Source organism: Prosthecobacter sp., from assembly GCF_046154365.1.
Taxonomy (GTDB): domain Bacteria; phylum Verrucomicrobiota; class Verrucomicrobiia; order Verrucomicrobiales; family Verrucomicrobiaceae; genus Prosthecobacter.
In genome coordinates this window covers 20036-33604 of sequence record NZ_JBJXFV010000064.1, presented here as the reverse complement: position 1 = coordinate 33604, position 13569 = coordinate 20036, and the positions used below count along the sequence as shown (strand labels likewise).

13 protein-coding genes and 1 pseudogene are annotated in these 13569 nt (G+C 60.2%); 3 read left to right on the top strand and 11 right to left on the bottom strand.

What is annotated here, in order from left to right; genetic code table 11:
• Positions 1 to 152: 152 nt before the first annotated feature.
• From ACKVY0_RS07650 to ACKVY0_RS07640, 3 genes are read right to left on the bottom strand one after another with little or no spacing between them, the layout of a single operon-like run.
• On the bottom strand, positions 153 to 1604 hold the full coding sequence (locus ACKVY0_RS07650) for a DUF1501 domain-containing protein (RefSeq protein ID WP_409214209.1): 1452 nt from the start codon (positions 1602 to 1604) through the stop codon (positions 153 to 155).
• 39 nt (positions 1605 to 1643) lie between these two features.
• A complete protein-coding gene (gene truD, locus ACKVY0_RS07645; protein ID WP_409214208.1) occupies positions 1644 to 2696 on the bottom strand; it encodes a tRNA pseudouridine(13) synthase TruD in 1053 nt (350 codons plus the stop codon).
• A gap of 50 nt (positions 2697 to 2746) precedes the next feature.
• On the bottom strand, positions 2747 to 5350 hold the full coding sequence (locus ACKVY0_RS07640; protein ID WP_409214207.1) for a DUF1549 and DUF1553 domain-containing protein: 2604 nt from the start codon (positions 5348 to 5350) through the stop codon (positions 2747 to 2749).
• A gap of 539 nt (positions 5351 to 5889) precedes the next feature.
• Between ACKVY0_RS07640 and ltrA the strand changes: the two genes are divergently transcribed.
• Complete coding sequence (gene ltrA, locus ACKVY0_RS07635; protein WP_409214206.1) at positions 5890 to 7119, top strand: group II intron reverse transcriptase/maturase; 1230 nt, start codon at positions 5890 to 5892, stop codon at positions 7117 to 7119.
• Between the two features lie 77 nt (positions 7120 to 7196).
• On the opposite strand, the gene ACKVY0_RS07630 is transcribed toward ltrA, so the two are convergent.
• The 3 genes and pseudogenes from ACKVY0_RS07630 to ACKVY0_RS07620 all read right to left on the bottom strand — a co-directional run bounded on the left by ACKVY0_RS07630 (position 7197) and on the right by ACKVY0_RS07620 (position 8245).
• A complete protein-coding gene (locus tag ACKVY0_RS07630) occupies positions 7197 to 7574 on the bottom strand; it encodes an FG-GAP repeat protein (RefSeq protein ID WP_409214205.1) in 378 nt (125 codons plus the stop codon).
• A 6-nt stretch (positions 7575 to 7580) separates the two neighbouring features.
• Positions 7581 to 7715: pseudogene (locus ACKVY0_RS07625) on the bottom strand (hypothetical protein); the annotation flags it as partial.
• An 8-nt stretch (positions 7716 to 7723) separates the two neighbouring features.
• The gene (locus ACKVY0_RS07620; RefSeq protein WP_409214204.1) at positions 7724 to 8245 is read right to left on the bottom strand and encodes a DUF6088 family protein; all 522 of its coding nucleotides are present in this window, start codon (positions 8243 to 8245) and stop codon (positions 7724 to 7726) included.
• A gap of 244 nt (positions 8246 to 8489) precedes the next feature.
• Between ACKVY0_RS07620 and ACKVY0_RS07615 the strand changes: the two genes are divergently transcribed.
• Positions 8490 to 9221: a type IV toxin-antitoxin system AbiEi family antitoxin domain-containing protein gene (locus tag ACKVY0_RS07615; protein WP_409214203.1), complete on the top strand. Its 732-nt coding sequence runs from the start codon at positions 8490 to 8492 to the stop codon at positions 9219 to 9221.
• Positions 9221 to 10141: a nucleotidyl transferase AbiEii/AbiGii toxin family protein gene (locus ACKVY0_RS07610; RefSeq protein WP_409214202.1), complete on the top strand. Its 921-nt coding sequence runs from the start codon at positions 9221 to 9223 to the stop codon at positions 10139 to 10141. Before ACKVY0_RS07615 ends, ACKVY0_RS07610 begins: the two co-directional genes overlap by 1 nt.
• 20 nt (positions 10142 to 10161) lie before the next feature.
• On the opposite strand, the gene ACKVY0_RS07605 is transcribed toward ACKVY0_RS07610, so the two are convergent.
• From ACKVY0_RS07605 to ACKVY0_RS07585, 5 genes are all read right to left on the bottom strand, one after another.
• Entirely contained in the window at positions 10162 to 10407 is a 246-nt protein-coding gene (locus ACKVY0_RS07605) for a hypothetical protein (RefSeq protein ID WP_409214201.1), read from the bottom strand.
• A gap of 67 nt (positions 10408 to 10474) precedes the next feature.
• A complete protein-coding gene (locus ACKVY0_RS07600) occupies positions 10475 to 10993 on the bottom strand; it encodes a hypothetical protein (RefSeq protein ID WP_409214200.1) in 519 nt (172 codons plus the stop codon).
• 61 nt (positions 10994 to 11054) lie between these two features.
• Complete coding sequence (locus ACKVY0_RS07595; RefSeq protein ID WP_409214199.1) at positions 11055 to 11249, bottom strand: hypothetical protein; 195 nt, start codon at positions 11247 to 11249, stop codon at positions 11055 to 11057.
• Between the two features lie 50 nt (positions 11250 to 11299).
• Positions 11300 to 12703, bottom strand: coding sequence for a N,N-dimethylformamidase beta subunit family domain-containing protein (locus tag ACKVY0_RS07590; protein WP_409214198.1), 1404 nt, complete (start codon positions 12701 to 12703; stop codon positions 11300 to 11302).
• A 101-nt stretch (positions 12704 to 12804) separates the two neighbouring features.
• On the bottom strand, positions 12805 to 13479 hold the full coding sequence (locus ACKVY0_RS07585) for a sigma-70 family RNA polymerase sigma factor (protein WP_409214197.1): 675 nt from the start codon (positions 13477 to 13479) through the stop codon (positions 12805 to 12807).
• Between the last annotated feature and the right edge of the window lie 90 nt (positions 13480 to 13569).

Genomic DNA, 13569 nt, shown 5'->3' with positions numbered 1-13569 from the left:
GGTCCATGGTGGTTATAGTCGCTCGAATCCCCTGAAATCAAGGCTTCCAGCGCTTCTCTATCTGGCCCATCATCCCGGCTTTTCAATCCCTTTGTCTTGCCTCTGCCTTAACTTAACGACATTGATTCTGCATTCGTCATTCCGCGCAGCGGTCACGCCAGCATGTCGCGGATCACATGCCCCTCCACGTTGGTGAGGCGGCGCTGCACGCCGTTGTGCTCGAAGGTGAGGCGCTCGTGATCGAGGCCGAGGAGGTGGAGGATGGTGGCGTTGAAGTCGTAGAGCGGATGGATGTCCTGCACGGCCTTCTGGCCGAGTTCATCCGTCTCGCCACAGCTCACGCCGGGCTTCACGCCTGCGCCGGTCATCCAGCAGGTGAAGCCGTCAGGATTGTGATCGCGTCCCTTCGCGCCTTTTTGGAAGAACGGCATGCGGCCAAATTCGGTACACCAGACGACGAGCGTGTCTTGAAGCAGGCCGCGTTGTTTCAAATCGCGAATCAAGGCGGCGGCAGGTTGGTCGAGGATCGAAGCATGTACGTCGTATTGCCCCTTGAGATCGCTGTGGCCGTCCCAGTTGAGTTTGCCGCCGCTGGCATAGGCACCGTTGAAAAGCTGCACGCAGCGCACGCCGCGCTCGATCAAGCGACGCGCGAGGATGCAGTTCTTCGCGAACGCGGCTTTGTCGGCATTCTGCGTGTCGTCTGCGCCGTAGAGTTTCAGGATGTGCGCGGGTTCGGTGCTGAGATCGTTGATCTCCGGCACGCTGAGTTGCATGCGCGCGGCGAGTTCGTAGCTGGCGATGCGTGCGGCGAGTTTCCCATCGCCTGGATTGGCTTCCAGATGCCGGGCGTTCATGCGCTGGAGCAGTGAACGCGCGGCTTGATCGGCCTGTGCGGAGACTCCGGGCGCGGCGAGATGTCGCACGGGATTTTTGGAACTCATCGTCGTGCCTTGGAAGGCGGCTGGCAGGAACCCCGGCCCCCAGTTGTTCGCGCCATTCTGCGGCACGCCGCGTGGATCGGGAATGGCAACGTAGGACGGCAGATCCTGGTTCTCGCTGCCCAGCGCATACGTTGTCCACGAGCCGAGACTTGGGAAGCCATCGAGCACGAAGCCGGTGGAGAGGAAGTTCTCCGCCGGGCCATGCGTGTTGGATTTGCTCGTGAGCGAATGCACGAACGCGAAGTCATCCGTCAGTTCCGCGAGATGCGGGATCATGTCGCTGACCCACTTGCCGGTTTGGCCGCGTGGACGGAAGGCATACTGCGGTCGCGCCAGATTGCCCGCAGGGCCTTGAAAGGTCACTGCTGGCCCGCCGGGCAGTGGTTTGTCGTCCCACTTGATCAGCTCTGGCTTGTAGTCCCAAGTTTCGAGTTGGCTCACTGCACCGGCGCAGAAGATGACGATGACGTTCTTCGCCTTCGCCGGGAAATGTGGCTGCCTCGGCGCATATGGGCGTGCGGGGTCGATCAGCATCCCATCTGCCGCCAGCAGCCGCGTCAGCGCGATGGAGCCGAGCGCCGTGGCGCTGCTCGAAAGGAAGCGACGACGATCGAGCAGGGCGTGAGCTGCGGGCGAGAGGTGTTCGGGGAGCGGCATCATGGAGTCGGCGAATGATAATCTCCGCTGGATGGCTATATTTTACGAAGTTTTCGCCGTCGAAGGCTCGTCGAGCACCGCCAGTTCCCGCAGCACGGCTGTGGCGTAAGACCCGCGTGGCAGATCGAAGCTCAGTTGCAGATCACCGCCTGCCAAGATCACGAAATCGGGATTCATCGGTCGCAGGCGCATGACGCGTCGCTCCTGGCGCAATCCTGCGGCTTCCAGCCCGGCGGTGAGTTCGGGGAAGCGTGCCATCACCGCCATCTCCAGATCACGGACCTCACCGGCGCTGTGCAACTCGCCATTGCCCCAAAGCGGTGCCGTGATTTCCACTTTTCCATCGGCGAACCGCTGCATCTCGTCACCACGCTGATTCTCGATGAGCAGCAAGGTGCCGTTGTCGGGAAAGCCAAACACCTCGCCCGGTAGAGCCCGGTCCCAACAGCCACGCGTCAAGCGCTCAGCCACCACCGCGTTGAACAAATGACTGCGCGCCGCTGAAAGAAGCAGTCCGCGCAGCAGCCGGTCGCCAGGAGTGAATTCACCGCGAAACATGGCCAGCGCCTTCTCCACATTGCGGCCTTCGTTGCCGAAGCGCTGACTGCCGAAGACGTTCGGTGCGCCGACACTCGCGATCAGGCTCCAGCGTGCCTCGGCAGCCGCTGCGTCGAAGTCAGGATTCCGCAGTCGAATGGTGAAGCGATTACCGAGGTGGATGCCGCGCCGAAGTTTGCGCGTGTTACGCGTGACTCGCAGCACGCGCAGGCCTTCTGATTCCAGCCCCGCTGGTTCCGGTGAAGGCTGTCCTGGCATGTGAAGACTGAACCACTGCCGCGTCACCGCATGACGATCTTTGAGGCCGCAGTGACTTACCAGCCGCCGCCGCAGTCCCAGCGCATCCGCCAGCCGCGCACCGGCCGCGTTGCTGTCCAGATCCCGTTTTTCCACCCACACCAGGCAATGCTCGCCCACGCCCGAAGGCTCAAAGCCGAGCAACTCTTCCACGACGAAGTCTTCCGGCTGCGTCTTGAATGCGGCGTGGCCAAGCGGTCCTCCGTGCAGGTAGGGTGGTTCCAATGAGTCTCTTTCCATGAAGACTCATCCTATCTCCACTCACGCGGTCCGGCCAATGAGGGATGCAACTAGGGGACAAAAAGAAACTCGTTCGAGTTAAACAGCGCACGGCAAAGCGTGGCGATGCCATGCTTGCGAATGATGGGTTCCGTGTCGCTCAACTCATCTGCTGTGGGTTCTCGACTGAGGGCGAGTTGGTAAGCGCGATTGATTTGCTTGGTGGGATCATCACCAGCTTCCTTTCTCACTCGTGACGCGAAGGCTTCGGCTTGGGCGAGGGTGAAGAGGCTGTTGAAGAGGTTGAGCGCTTGGATGGGGGTCGTGCTGGCGCGGCGGATGGCGGCGCTTTGGCCAGCATCCGGGCAGTCGAAGGCACCGAAGACGGTTTCGGGCTCGCGGCGGACTTTGTGGGCGTAGATCATGCGGCGCTGATTGTCGGGCGTGAAGGTCTCGATGGGATCGAAGCCGCTGAGGCCACCGCGTTGATCGAAAAGATTGAAGCCGCGGCCATGCATCTTGAGATTGAGCTGGCCGCTGACGGCGAGAATCGAGTCGCGGATGGATTCGGCTTCGAGGCGGCGGGAGGGAAAGCGCCAGAGGAGCCTCGATTCGGCATCAATGGTGTTGGCGGGGGAATTTATGATTCTTGATTTATGATTTATGATTTCAGAATCAGGCTTCGCTTTGGCGGCCAAATCATAAGTCATAAATCGTAAATCATAAATACGGCTGCTCTGCCGATACGCCGCGCTCAGCACGATGAGCCGGTGCATGTGCTTCACGCTCCAGCCGCTACGAATGAACTCAGCCGCGAGCCAGTCGAGGAGTTCGGGATGGCTGGGTTTCATGCCCATGTGGCCGAAATCACTGGGTGTGGACACGAGTCCGGTGCCGAAGTGGCCTTGCCAGAGGCGATTGACCATGACGCGAGCAGTCAGAGGGTTCTGCGGTCTCGCAATCCACTCAGCAAGGGTTTGGCGGCGTTGTTGCTCGGCAGATTCCTTTGGCAGCTTCAAATCACCGAGAGCGCTGAGCACGGCAGGAGTGATTTCATCCTTCGGTTGCTCGGGGTCGCCGCGATTGAGGAGATGAATGTTGTCGGGCGTGCGGAAGGTGCCGGCGAAAACTTTTTGCGCGTTCCCAGCAGCTTTGATCCTGGCTTCGATGTCGGCTTTTTCCTGGATGAGCGGCTTGGCGTGCTTGGCTTCATCCGAGCTGAGGCCGCTGAGCGTTGGCTTTGCCTCCTTTTTGTCCTTGGGGTTGAATTTCCGACGATCACTCGCATCGGCGACGGTGTGCCATTGGCCTGCGCTGTCGCTGATCTCGATTTGATAGTCGATGGCGAGGCGGTCGGTGAATTTGCCCTCGCGATCACGGCCCCAGACGATGCGTTCGACGGTTTGCTCCTGCGTGAACTCCAGCTCGACCCAGCCTTTGCCTTTCTCGGCGGCCATCCAACTGCGACCGTTGCCGTAGCGGCCATCGTTGATGAAGCGCAGCTCGTGGCGTTCGGCGACACCGATGTCGCCGCCGGATTTACGCAGCGTGCCTGCGGTGGCGAGCGCGACGTTTTCACCACTGGTGTTGAAGACTTCGAGTTCATCAATGCAAGGCTCCAGATTGTTCGTGGCCTTGATGGTGAAGCGCACTCGCTTGGCCTTCATCGGCGCAAAACGGTCCGCATTTTCACGGGCATTGATCATGGGGCGCTCGGCACCGGATTTCACCAGGGGCACGAAGCGGGCGAGTTCTTTGTCGATCTCGGCGAGGCGCAGTTTGAGTCGCGCAGCTTCCGCACGGGCGGCCTCGGCTTCTGGCGTGTGCAGATCGCGGTCGCCATACTCGACACCGGCGACGAAGGCCTGCATGGCGTAGTAATCTTTGGCCGTGATGGGGTCGAATTTGTGATCGTGGCAGCGCGCGCAGCCGATGCTGAGGCCGAGGAAGGTCTGGCCGATGTTTACGACGATCTCGTCGATGGAATCCTGCCGTGCGAGGCGCTTGGATTGATCGTCTTTGCCGATTTGGCCCGGCAGCAGCACGGACGCGGTGACGAGAAAGCCGGTGGCGGCGTCCTGGCCCATCGCATCGCCGACGAACTGCTCTTTGATGAAGCGATCATACGGCGTGTCGTTGTTGAAGGCATTGATGACGTAGTCGCGGTAAGGCCAGGCGTTGGGGCGCTCGGTGTTTACTTCAAAGCCGTGCGTGTCCGCGTAGCGCACGACATCCAGCCAGTGCTGGGCATAGCGCTCGCCGTAGCGGGGGGATGCTAGCAGGCGTTCGACGACTGAGGAATAGGACTCATGGATCCCATGTGACTTATAGGACTCATGAAATGCGGCAACTTCCTCCGGCGTTGGCGGCAGGCCGGTAAGATCAAAAGAAACGCGCCGCAGCCACGCGGCGGGCTCAGCCTCCGGCGACATCGTGAGTCCATGCTCTTTGAGCTTAGCGCTGATGAAGCCGTCGATAGAATTAGAAATCGGCGCAGCCAGCGGCTTGAAGCTCGTGCGCTGTGGAGCGCCACAACCCTCCGAGGTGGAATACCTCGGCCATCTGGAACCGTGTTCCGGGTGAGAACTTAAAGTAACTGCGTCGCCGTGAGGCGGGGTGGAGAGCAACCAAAAGAACCTGACAGACCGCAATACAAATGAACACGATTCGGCCACAACAGATCGGCGAGCCTGCGAGGTACCGGCGAAGCCCTGCTGCGATGAGCGGCAGTCCAGGACGGCGAGATACGGAACTCGTCCTGGAGGATGTTGGGGTGGTTGGTGGCGGTATGCCAGGCAAGGGTGGTGGCGTTAACACAGGAGACCTGTCGAGGCAGGCGGTCGCAAGACCAACCTCGGCAGGAGTCAGAGCCGCCATAGTAGCGTCGAAGCCGGGTAACTCCGGTGGAGCGAGCCGAGCAGCAGCGAGACAGACAGTGAGGAACGAACTGCCCCGAAGGGGTGAGCGAGAGCGAATCAACGGCGGTAGGAAAGTAGAACCTTCGAGCGAAGGACAAGGCGAAGCACGATCTGCGCATGTTCCGGCAACGGATAAACAAGCAGAAGAAAGTCTGTGGCAACGCCACAAGGCCCAACGCGGAGTCTGGAGCGAGAAGATGCTGATGGCCCTCGAAGGAGGGGTTAAAGGAGCCGAACGGAGTGAGACAGACAGCCGCAGGCTGCCCCGCAGGGGTGGAGCGGAGGCGACATCAAACGTGTGGTTCAGTCTCATCGACAAAATTTATGCGACGAAGCCCCTCGAACTGGCATGGGCAAAGGTGCAGTCTAACGCAGGGGCCTGCGGCGTGGATTGCATCACGGTGGAGCACTTCGCAACAGACAGTCAAAATCGTCTGCTCGACGTGAATGAGCACCTACGCGAAGGCACCTACCAACCCAAGCCAGTGAAACGGGTCATGATCCCGAAGCTAGGCAGCAGTGAGAAGCGACCGTTGGGCATACCAACGGTGCGTGATCGCATCGTGCAGACCGCGACGAGAATGGCCATCGAGCCGATCTTTGAGCGCGAGTTTGCCGAGCATAGTTATGGATTTAGACCCGGACGTGGTTGCAAGGATGCCCTTCGCCGCGTGGACGAACTGCTGCAAAGCGGACTCGTCCATGTGGTGGATGTGGACATCAAGGGCTACTTCGACAGCATCCCGCATGAGCGCCTCATGGCGCTGGTGCGCGAGCGCATCGCCGATGGGCGCGTGCTCACGCTGATCGAAAGCTTCCTCAAACAAGGCATCATGGAGCCAATGGGCTGGATCGACCCGGAAGAACACGACGAAGGCACGCCGCAAGGCGGCGTCATCAGTCCGCTGCTGGCGAACATCTACCTCAACCCATTGGATCATCTGATGAGCAAACTCGGACACGAAATGGTCAGGTATGCCGACGACATGGTGATCCTATGTCCAAGCGCCGAAGCCGCCGCAACCGTGCTGCAAACCTTGCGTGAATGGAGCGCCCAAGCCGAGCTGACCCTGCATCCTGAGAAAACCAAAATCGTCGATATGGGGCAACCCAAGGCGCATTTTGACTTCCTGGGGTTCAGGTTCTGGCGCGGCAAAACCAGCGGCAGCATCCGCCGGTTCATTCGACCCAAGAGCAAGAAGAAGCTACGCGAAGCAATCAAGCCGCTCACCAAGCGAGCCAACGGGCACAGCCTGGAGGAAATCGCGGACATGCTGCGGCCCAAGTTGCAAGGGTTCTTCAATTACTTCAAACACGCCAGCGCAGGAGCGCTGCGCGATGTGGATCAATGGATACGCGGACGGCTGCGAAGCATCCTGCGCAAGAGGGCAGGGGGCGAGGGGCGCGGGCGAGGCCGCGATCACTACCGCTGGGGCAACGACTACTTTACCAAGCTCGGGCTCTTCGACCTGGAAGACGCCCGCCGACTTGAAATCATCAGCCTGCGGAAAGCAGCCAACTACTGACTGGAGAGCCGGATGCGGGAGAACCGCCAGTCCGGTTCGGTGGGAGGGGCGGCGCAACTCAATGCGCCGTCCCTACCTCAATCCTTGATGGCGGCAACTCCGAGGAGGCTCGTCGGACCTGAATTGCGAATGGTGAACATCTTTAGCTGGCTTGTGCCTCCCACGTTTAGATCTCCGAACGTGATCGTGGCAGTGCCATCCGTCAGGTTTGTTCCCACTGGTTGCTCGACAGAGATTTCCACATCGCTCAGGCGAAAGATATACACACTTCCATGGCCGGAAACCACATAGCCGGAGAAAAAGGAGGGGAGCGGCGTGTCGTCCGCATACGAGGAGACCAGCAGAGTGTCTCCATCAAGTGCAACGGAATAGCCGCCAAAGTAGTCGTCATCAGCAGCATCGGGAGCGGTGATTTTACCCCGTTCGGTCCAAGTCGTTCCGTCTCGACCATACATGTAAACACTGCCTGTGTTGCCTCCAGCAGTGGTGTCATCCGACCAAGCACCGATAACGGCAGTAGCACCACGAAGATCCAAGCTGTGACCAAATTCATCTCCCGCTCCTGCATCACGGGTGTGCCGCCCATTAGATTTAATAGCTATGGTTAGTCACTAAAGTTATAACTGTACTCCCAGTTAGAGATGGCGCATAGGTTGTCCATGGAACCTGAAGTCCGCACCAACTCCGACGGCACCGTCACCTTCTCCATCACGCTGCCGCAAGCCAGCGTCGTGGTGCGCTTGAGGATGATGGGCAGCTTTTGGATCATCGCCCGACACGGCGGCCCATCGGTGAGGTATTCGATCCGGGCAGGCACCTGGGTGGTCAGGCCCAGCAAGTTCGCTGCATGCGCCCCGGCGGGTATCAATCGCTGCGCGCCCCGGCGTGCCAAGGCCTGCGCCACCGCCTCCGGCTCCGGCGAGAGCCTGCCCAGCACAGGGCTTATTTTTGGCAGGGCATACACCCCCCGGTCCACACGCTCCAGCGTGCCTTTCTTCACCAGCCTAGACAGCACTTGATCCACCGCTGCCCGGCTGCCGAGGTTCAGAAAGTCCGCCGGACACGCCGCCGTGCCACGCCCACGGCCCCGCAGGCGCTTCAGGATTTCATTCTCGAGGGATTTCATGGCTGGATAATACCTGCATCCTGTCAGAAAAAGAAGGTGTTTTTTCTGACAGGATCAAGTTTGCCGGTAAAACCCAATGACCCAGGGCGGAAGCGCTTGCTATGCCTGATCCGCGCTGTCAGACAAAGCCGTTCGTGGTGGGAACGTCACATGGACAGGCCGCAGTTCGTCCGGTGGATGAAAACCAAAGACCCGCCTTGAGTTTGTTTGCTTTAGGCGGATTAGTTCAAGGAATCTTTGAACTGTGACGCCTAAAGCAATCAATCTCCGACAACTCAACCTGCCCCAAGGGATGCCTTTGAGCACCGAAGACCTGGGGCGGGCGGGGATCTCGTCGGCGCTGGCGCATGAGTATGTGATCACGGGATGGCTCGTGCGCCTGGGGCGCGGCGTGTTCATGTTCACGGGCGATCAATTGCGGCGCGATCCCAGCATCCAGTTTTTGGCACGCAGCCTGCCAAACCTCCATGTGGCCGGAAAGACGGCGCTGGCATGGCAGGGCTTTGTTCAAAACCTCGCCCCGCGTGAGGTCATCTGCCTGCATGGGCTGAAAAAGGCGACATTGCCGGACTGGTTTCATGAGCGGTTTCCCGCCCGATACCATGCGGGCCGGCTTTTTGATGAAGAACTGTCTGAGGAGCAAGGACTCGCCACGTTGCCCGAATCAGCCGATGGCCCCCTCGTTTCGGCCCCGGAGCGGGCGCTGCTCGAAATGCTCAGCGAGGTAGGCGTTCATCAGGAGACTGACGAGGCTCGCGGTATCATGGAGGCGCTGCGCAGTCCGCGCATGACGCTGCTGGGCGAGCTTTTGCGCCACTGCCAGAAGGTGAAGGCCGCCCGGCTCTGCGTCGTGTGGGCGGAGGAACTCGGCCTGCCGTGGGCTGGCGCGGCGCGTGAGGCCGCCGCTGGCAGGCTCGGCCAGGGGCGCTGGATTCGCCGCCTCAAGGACGGCAGCCTTCTCATCGTTAAATCGTGATGAACCTCGACTACGTCCAAACCGTCCGCCTGCTGCTTGCCGTGGTGCCGGAAGTCTTTCAGGATGACCACTTCGCCCTGAAAGGCGGCACAGCCATCAATCTGTTTCTGCGGGACATGCCGAGACTGTCCGTCGATCTCGATCTGGTCGTCCGCGATCACACGCTCACGCGGGAGGAGGCGTTTGTGATGATTTCAGGCCAGATGGAGCGGATGCAGGCGGCGCTCGAGAAAACCGGCTGCGTTTGCGAGATCGGAGCCACCCGTGATGGCAATGAAGTGAAGCTCTTTGTGCAGCGCGGCCGCCAGCGGGTGAAGGTGGAGGTGAACCACGTCTTTCGCGGCACCGTGCTGCCGGTGGAGACACGACCGCTGGCCCCGAGGGCGCAGGCACTTTTCCAGACCGGTCTCGCAGTCCACGTGCTCCACACGGCGGAACTCTACGCCAGCAAACTCGTTGCCGCCATGGACCGGCAGCACCCGCGTGATCTTTTCGACATCCTCAGCCTCTATCGGGAGGGTGGCCTAACCTCTGAGATGATCGAATGCTTCGTCTGCTACCTCGCCGGGCACAACCGGCCCGTGCATGAAGTGCTGTCCGGCAACCGGCTGAATATCGAGCCGGCGTTTGTGAACGAGTTCGCCGGCATGGCGGACGGCACCGTGGCACTGCCCGAGCTGCTGGAGGTGCGTGAAAAGCTCTTCACCGAGATTCCCAACCGCTTGACCCACGAGCAACGTCAGTTCCTGCTCGGACTCGTGCATGCCGAGCCGGACTGGAGCCTGATGAAGCAATCGCATCTGTCCGCCATGCCAGCCATCGCCTGGAAGCTCGCCAACCTCCGCAAACTCAAGAAGTCCAACCCGAAGAAGTTCCAGGAGCAGGCCGAGGCGCTGGAGCGTGTTTTGGAGGGGGAGTAGGATGTCTCGATGAGAGCCACTTAGCCTGCGAGGATGCGAACCGTGCCTCCGCCGAGCCTCACCACATGATCCACCGCCGCTTGGATGGCCCGCTGGTCACTCCCGACGATGTCCGCGTCCTTCGTGCCGACGGTGATGGTCAACGTCTCCTCCCACTTCGGCTGCACCGCCGTGTCCCCGCTCGTCTGCCGCGGCACGGTAACTGCGGGCCGATCCGCGGCGAAAAGCGATGACGTGAGCGCGAGGAGGAGCAGCGTGGATTTCATGCGGGAGTTATGGCGCTCGCTACTTCGTTCTGCCAAACCCTCACGGAACGTAAGCAATTCTAAGATGCTAGGGGCCTACAATTTGGCCTTCAAGAAGGGCTCCGGACTCGAAGTCGAGGACAAATGATGAGTCCAAGGGTTCATTTGACCCAAGCCATGCGCGCCCCGTGAGTTTGCCGTCCTTCAATTCATCGAACACGATTTCATCGAACGAAATCCTCGGACTGCGCCAAATCATCGTTTCACGGTTAAAACGGGCCACGCGAAGACTGTCTGTAAGCGCGAAGTCACCGCTCACGTCAACGATCCATGCAACGTTTGCTCCCAGACTTTGAGGCAATTCGGATTCAACCACTCGATGAAGCTCAGATTGGTTGATTCGTAAGTCGGATCGCTGAGCGAGGACGATTTCCAGCAATCTGCGAGCACTATGCCCATCGATAACAGTTTGCGATACTGCCAAATCATATCCTTCAGCCCATCGCCCTTCGTTCAACTCTTGATCGACAAGTCGTTGAATCTTCTGAGGAAACTTGGTCCCAAAGATTTGTTCCAACTGGATATCGATGATCTCTTTGTCTGTCACGACGTTCGTGTAGGCAGGTTAAAACTCACTTCCACGAGCAGGCGATACTCGATCATGTGGATCAGTTGGCCCAGCGCTTCTGGAGGTCCTCCAGACTCACCCAGTTGGCCGGAGTGGTGTCGTCGATCTTGCGGGTCAGTTCGGCTCGAAGTTCATCGTCTTCGGCGACTTGGATCGAGGCCAGAAAGGCGATCAGCTCGCTCTGCTCGGCAGGCGAGAGATCCACGGCTTCTTGTTTGAGCTGGGCGAGTGACATGGCAGCATGTTTATTGACTTCAGGAGCGGGCGTCAACCAGCGGGACGGCGTTACTTGGTCAACCGCTCCAGCACATTCTTCGTGATGCGCACGACATGCGCGTCGTTCCCCTGCAAGCCATGCGCCCAGTCGGTGGTGGCGGCGGTGAAGACGGTGCCGGTGTTGGTATTGGTGTAGAGGCCGAGGCAGGCGGCGCCGGTGCGGCCGATCTCCCATTTCTCATACCACTCAACGTCGTCGGGATGCCAGCGGACGGGGCAGGTGCCGAGGACTTCGAAGGTCTTCGGCGTGCCGTCTTTGTGCGTGGCGAAGGGCAGGCCGTCGCGCCACTCGAGCTCGCAGCCGTCGCACTCGTAGCCGACGATGGTGTCCTTGGCTCCAAAGCGGTCGCCGCGCTTCAGGCCGGTGCCTTCGTAGATCCAGTGGTCAGGGCGATGCACGATGTAGCTGGCGTCGCCGTCCATGAACTGGCCGTGGCTGCGCATGTAGCCGCCCCAGAGGAAGCCGACACCGGTGAGTTCGTTCTCGGGGCGCTTGAGCAGATGGTGACTCCATGCGGTGCTCAGTGTTTTGAACTGACGGGTCTGGAAGACGGGATCGAGGTGGTAGTTCTGTTTGCAACAGGTGAAGGCGCGGCCCTCGCTCTCACTGCGAACCTGCCAGCAGCAGGTGTTGCCGCTGAAGAAGGCGACGTTGCCGCCTTTGGCGATCCAGCCTTCGAGATTGTCGCGCATCGGTGTGCTCCAGTATTCGTCGTGGCCGACGCTGAGCACGAGCTTGTAGCTCTGGAGCATGTCCGGGCGGAATTCGAGGTCGTCATTGGCGGCGAATTCGAGCGCGTAGCCGTTCTTCTCCGCCCAGATGACGAAGGGCAGCTCCCAGCGTGCGAATTGCGACGGGCCGGGCCGCTCGAAGCTCACGCGATGGCCCTGGTTGTTCGAGAGGCTGTTGTAGGCATACACGGAGAAGCCGCCCCAGTTGTTGTAGGCGTTGTAGGTGTTCGAGCAGAGCTGCAAAAGGATCTTTGAGGTGCTGCCGGGCTTGGCTTGCCGTACGATGAACCAGGCGCTGCTTTCCGCCGTACGTTTGCCGCGATGCGTCCATTTGCCGCCGCCATCAGCCGCACGGAACACGATCTCGTAGTAGCCGCTCTTCCAATCCGCGCCGACGGGCACGCGCACGCTCTCCGGCCAGCGACAGCCATTCGCGGAGGCATCTTCCGGCACGGGCTGCGCCTGACCGGGCACGTCGGATTTCTTCCACACGATCTCACGCGTGGCACCGAGACGGGCGACTTCGATTTCAAACTTCGCGGCCGTGGTGCTGACGTGAATCGGGATTTCTTCGCCTTGGGCCACGCTGCGTTGTCCGGCATAGCCTTCGATGAAAAGCGGAACGGGATCGGCGGCGTGAAGAGATGAGACGGCGAGGAGGAGCGTGAGAGTGCGGCGCATGAGACGGCTACGTGTTGGAGATGCGGGCGCTTTCAGCGGTCAAGCATCGTGCTGTGACCGGATTGGCTCTCTTGACCTTTGACGGCGAAGCCTTGACCTCCTCACTGCTCCGTCTCGGCCAATTTCGCGGCCTCGCGTTTCAGAATGCGGCCGACGCGATGTTTGGCGAGATAGACCTGGGCGGCGTTGACGCCGAGTTCTTTCTTCACGCGTTCGGGGCTCCAGCCTTTGATGACGTAGCAGGAGAAAATCTGGAACTGGCGTGGCGAGACGAGGGCACGCACGCGGCGCAGGGCGAGATCCATGACTTTGTCCTGCCATTCTTTCTCCCAGAGCTTTTCGAGAGCGACGCCGTTGGGATCGGCGCAGCGATCAATTGGTGGTGTGCGGCGATCTTCGGTTTCGTCGGCGTAGAGGTTGGCTTCGCGGCTCTGCTGCTTCTTGCGGCGGCGGAATTGATCGAGAATGCGCCAGCGAGCCTGATTGAGGAGGAAGGACTTGAAGGAGCCGAGGCTGGTGTCGAATTTCTTCTTCTGCAGGTTCTTGGCGACACCGATGAAGGTCTCCTGCACCACGTCGTTGGCTTCGTCATCGCTCAGGCCGGTTTTGCGGGCGACGTGGAAGACGAAACCGGAGTAGGTGCGATAGAACTCGTCCCAACTCGCCCAGTCGTCCCAATTGTCGAGCTTCTCGATGAGCGTCTTCCGGGTCGGGGGCGAGCCGGAGGACTGCTTGAGCAGTTCTTCTGTTTCTGCGACTTTGGGGAGGTCGGACATGCGGGAAGCGATAGTAACGGCGACGGCGCTGGTGGCAATGAGGTTTTGCCATCGTTTCGATAGATCATTGCGCAGGAAGGCGTATTGCAA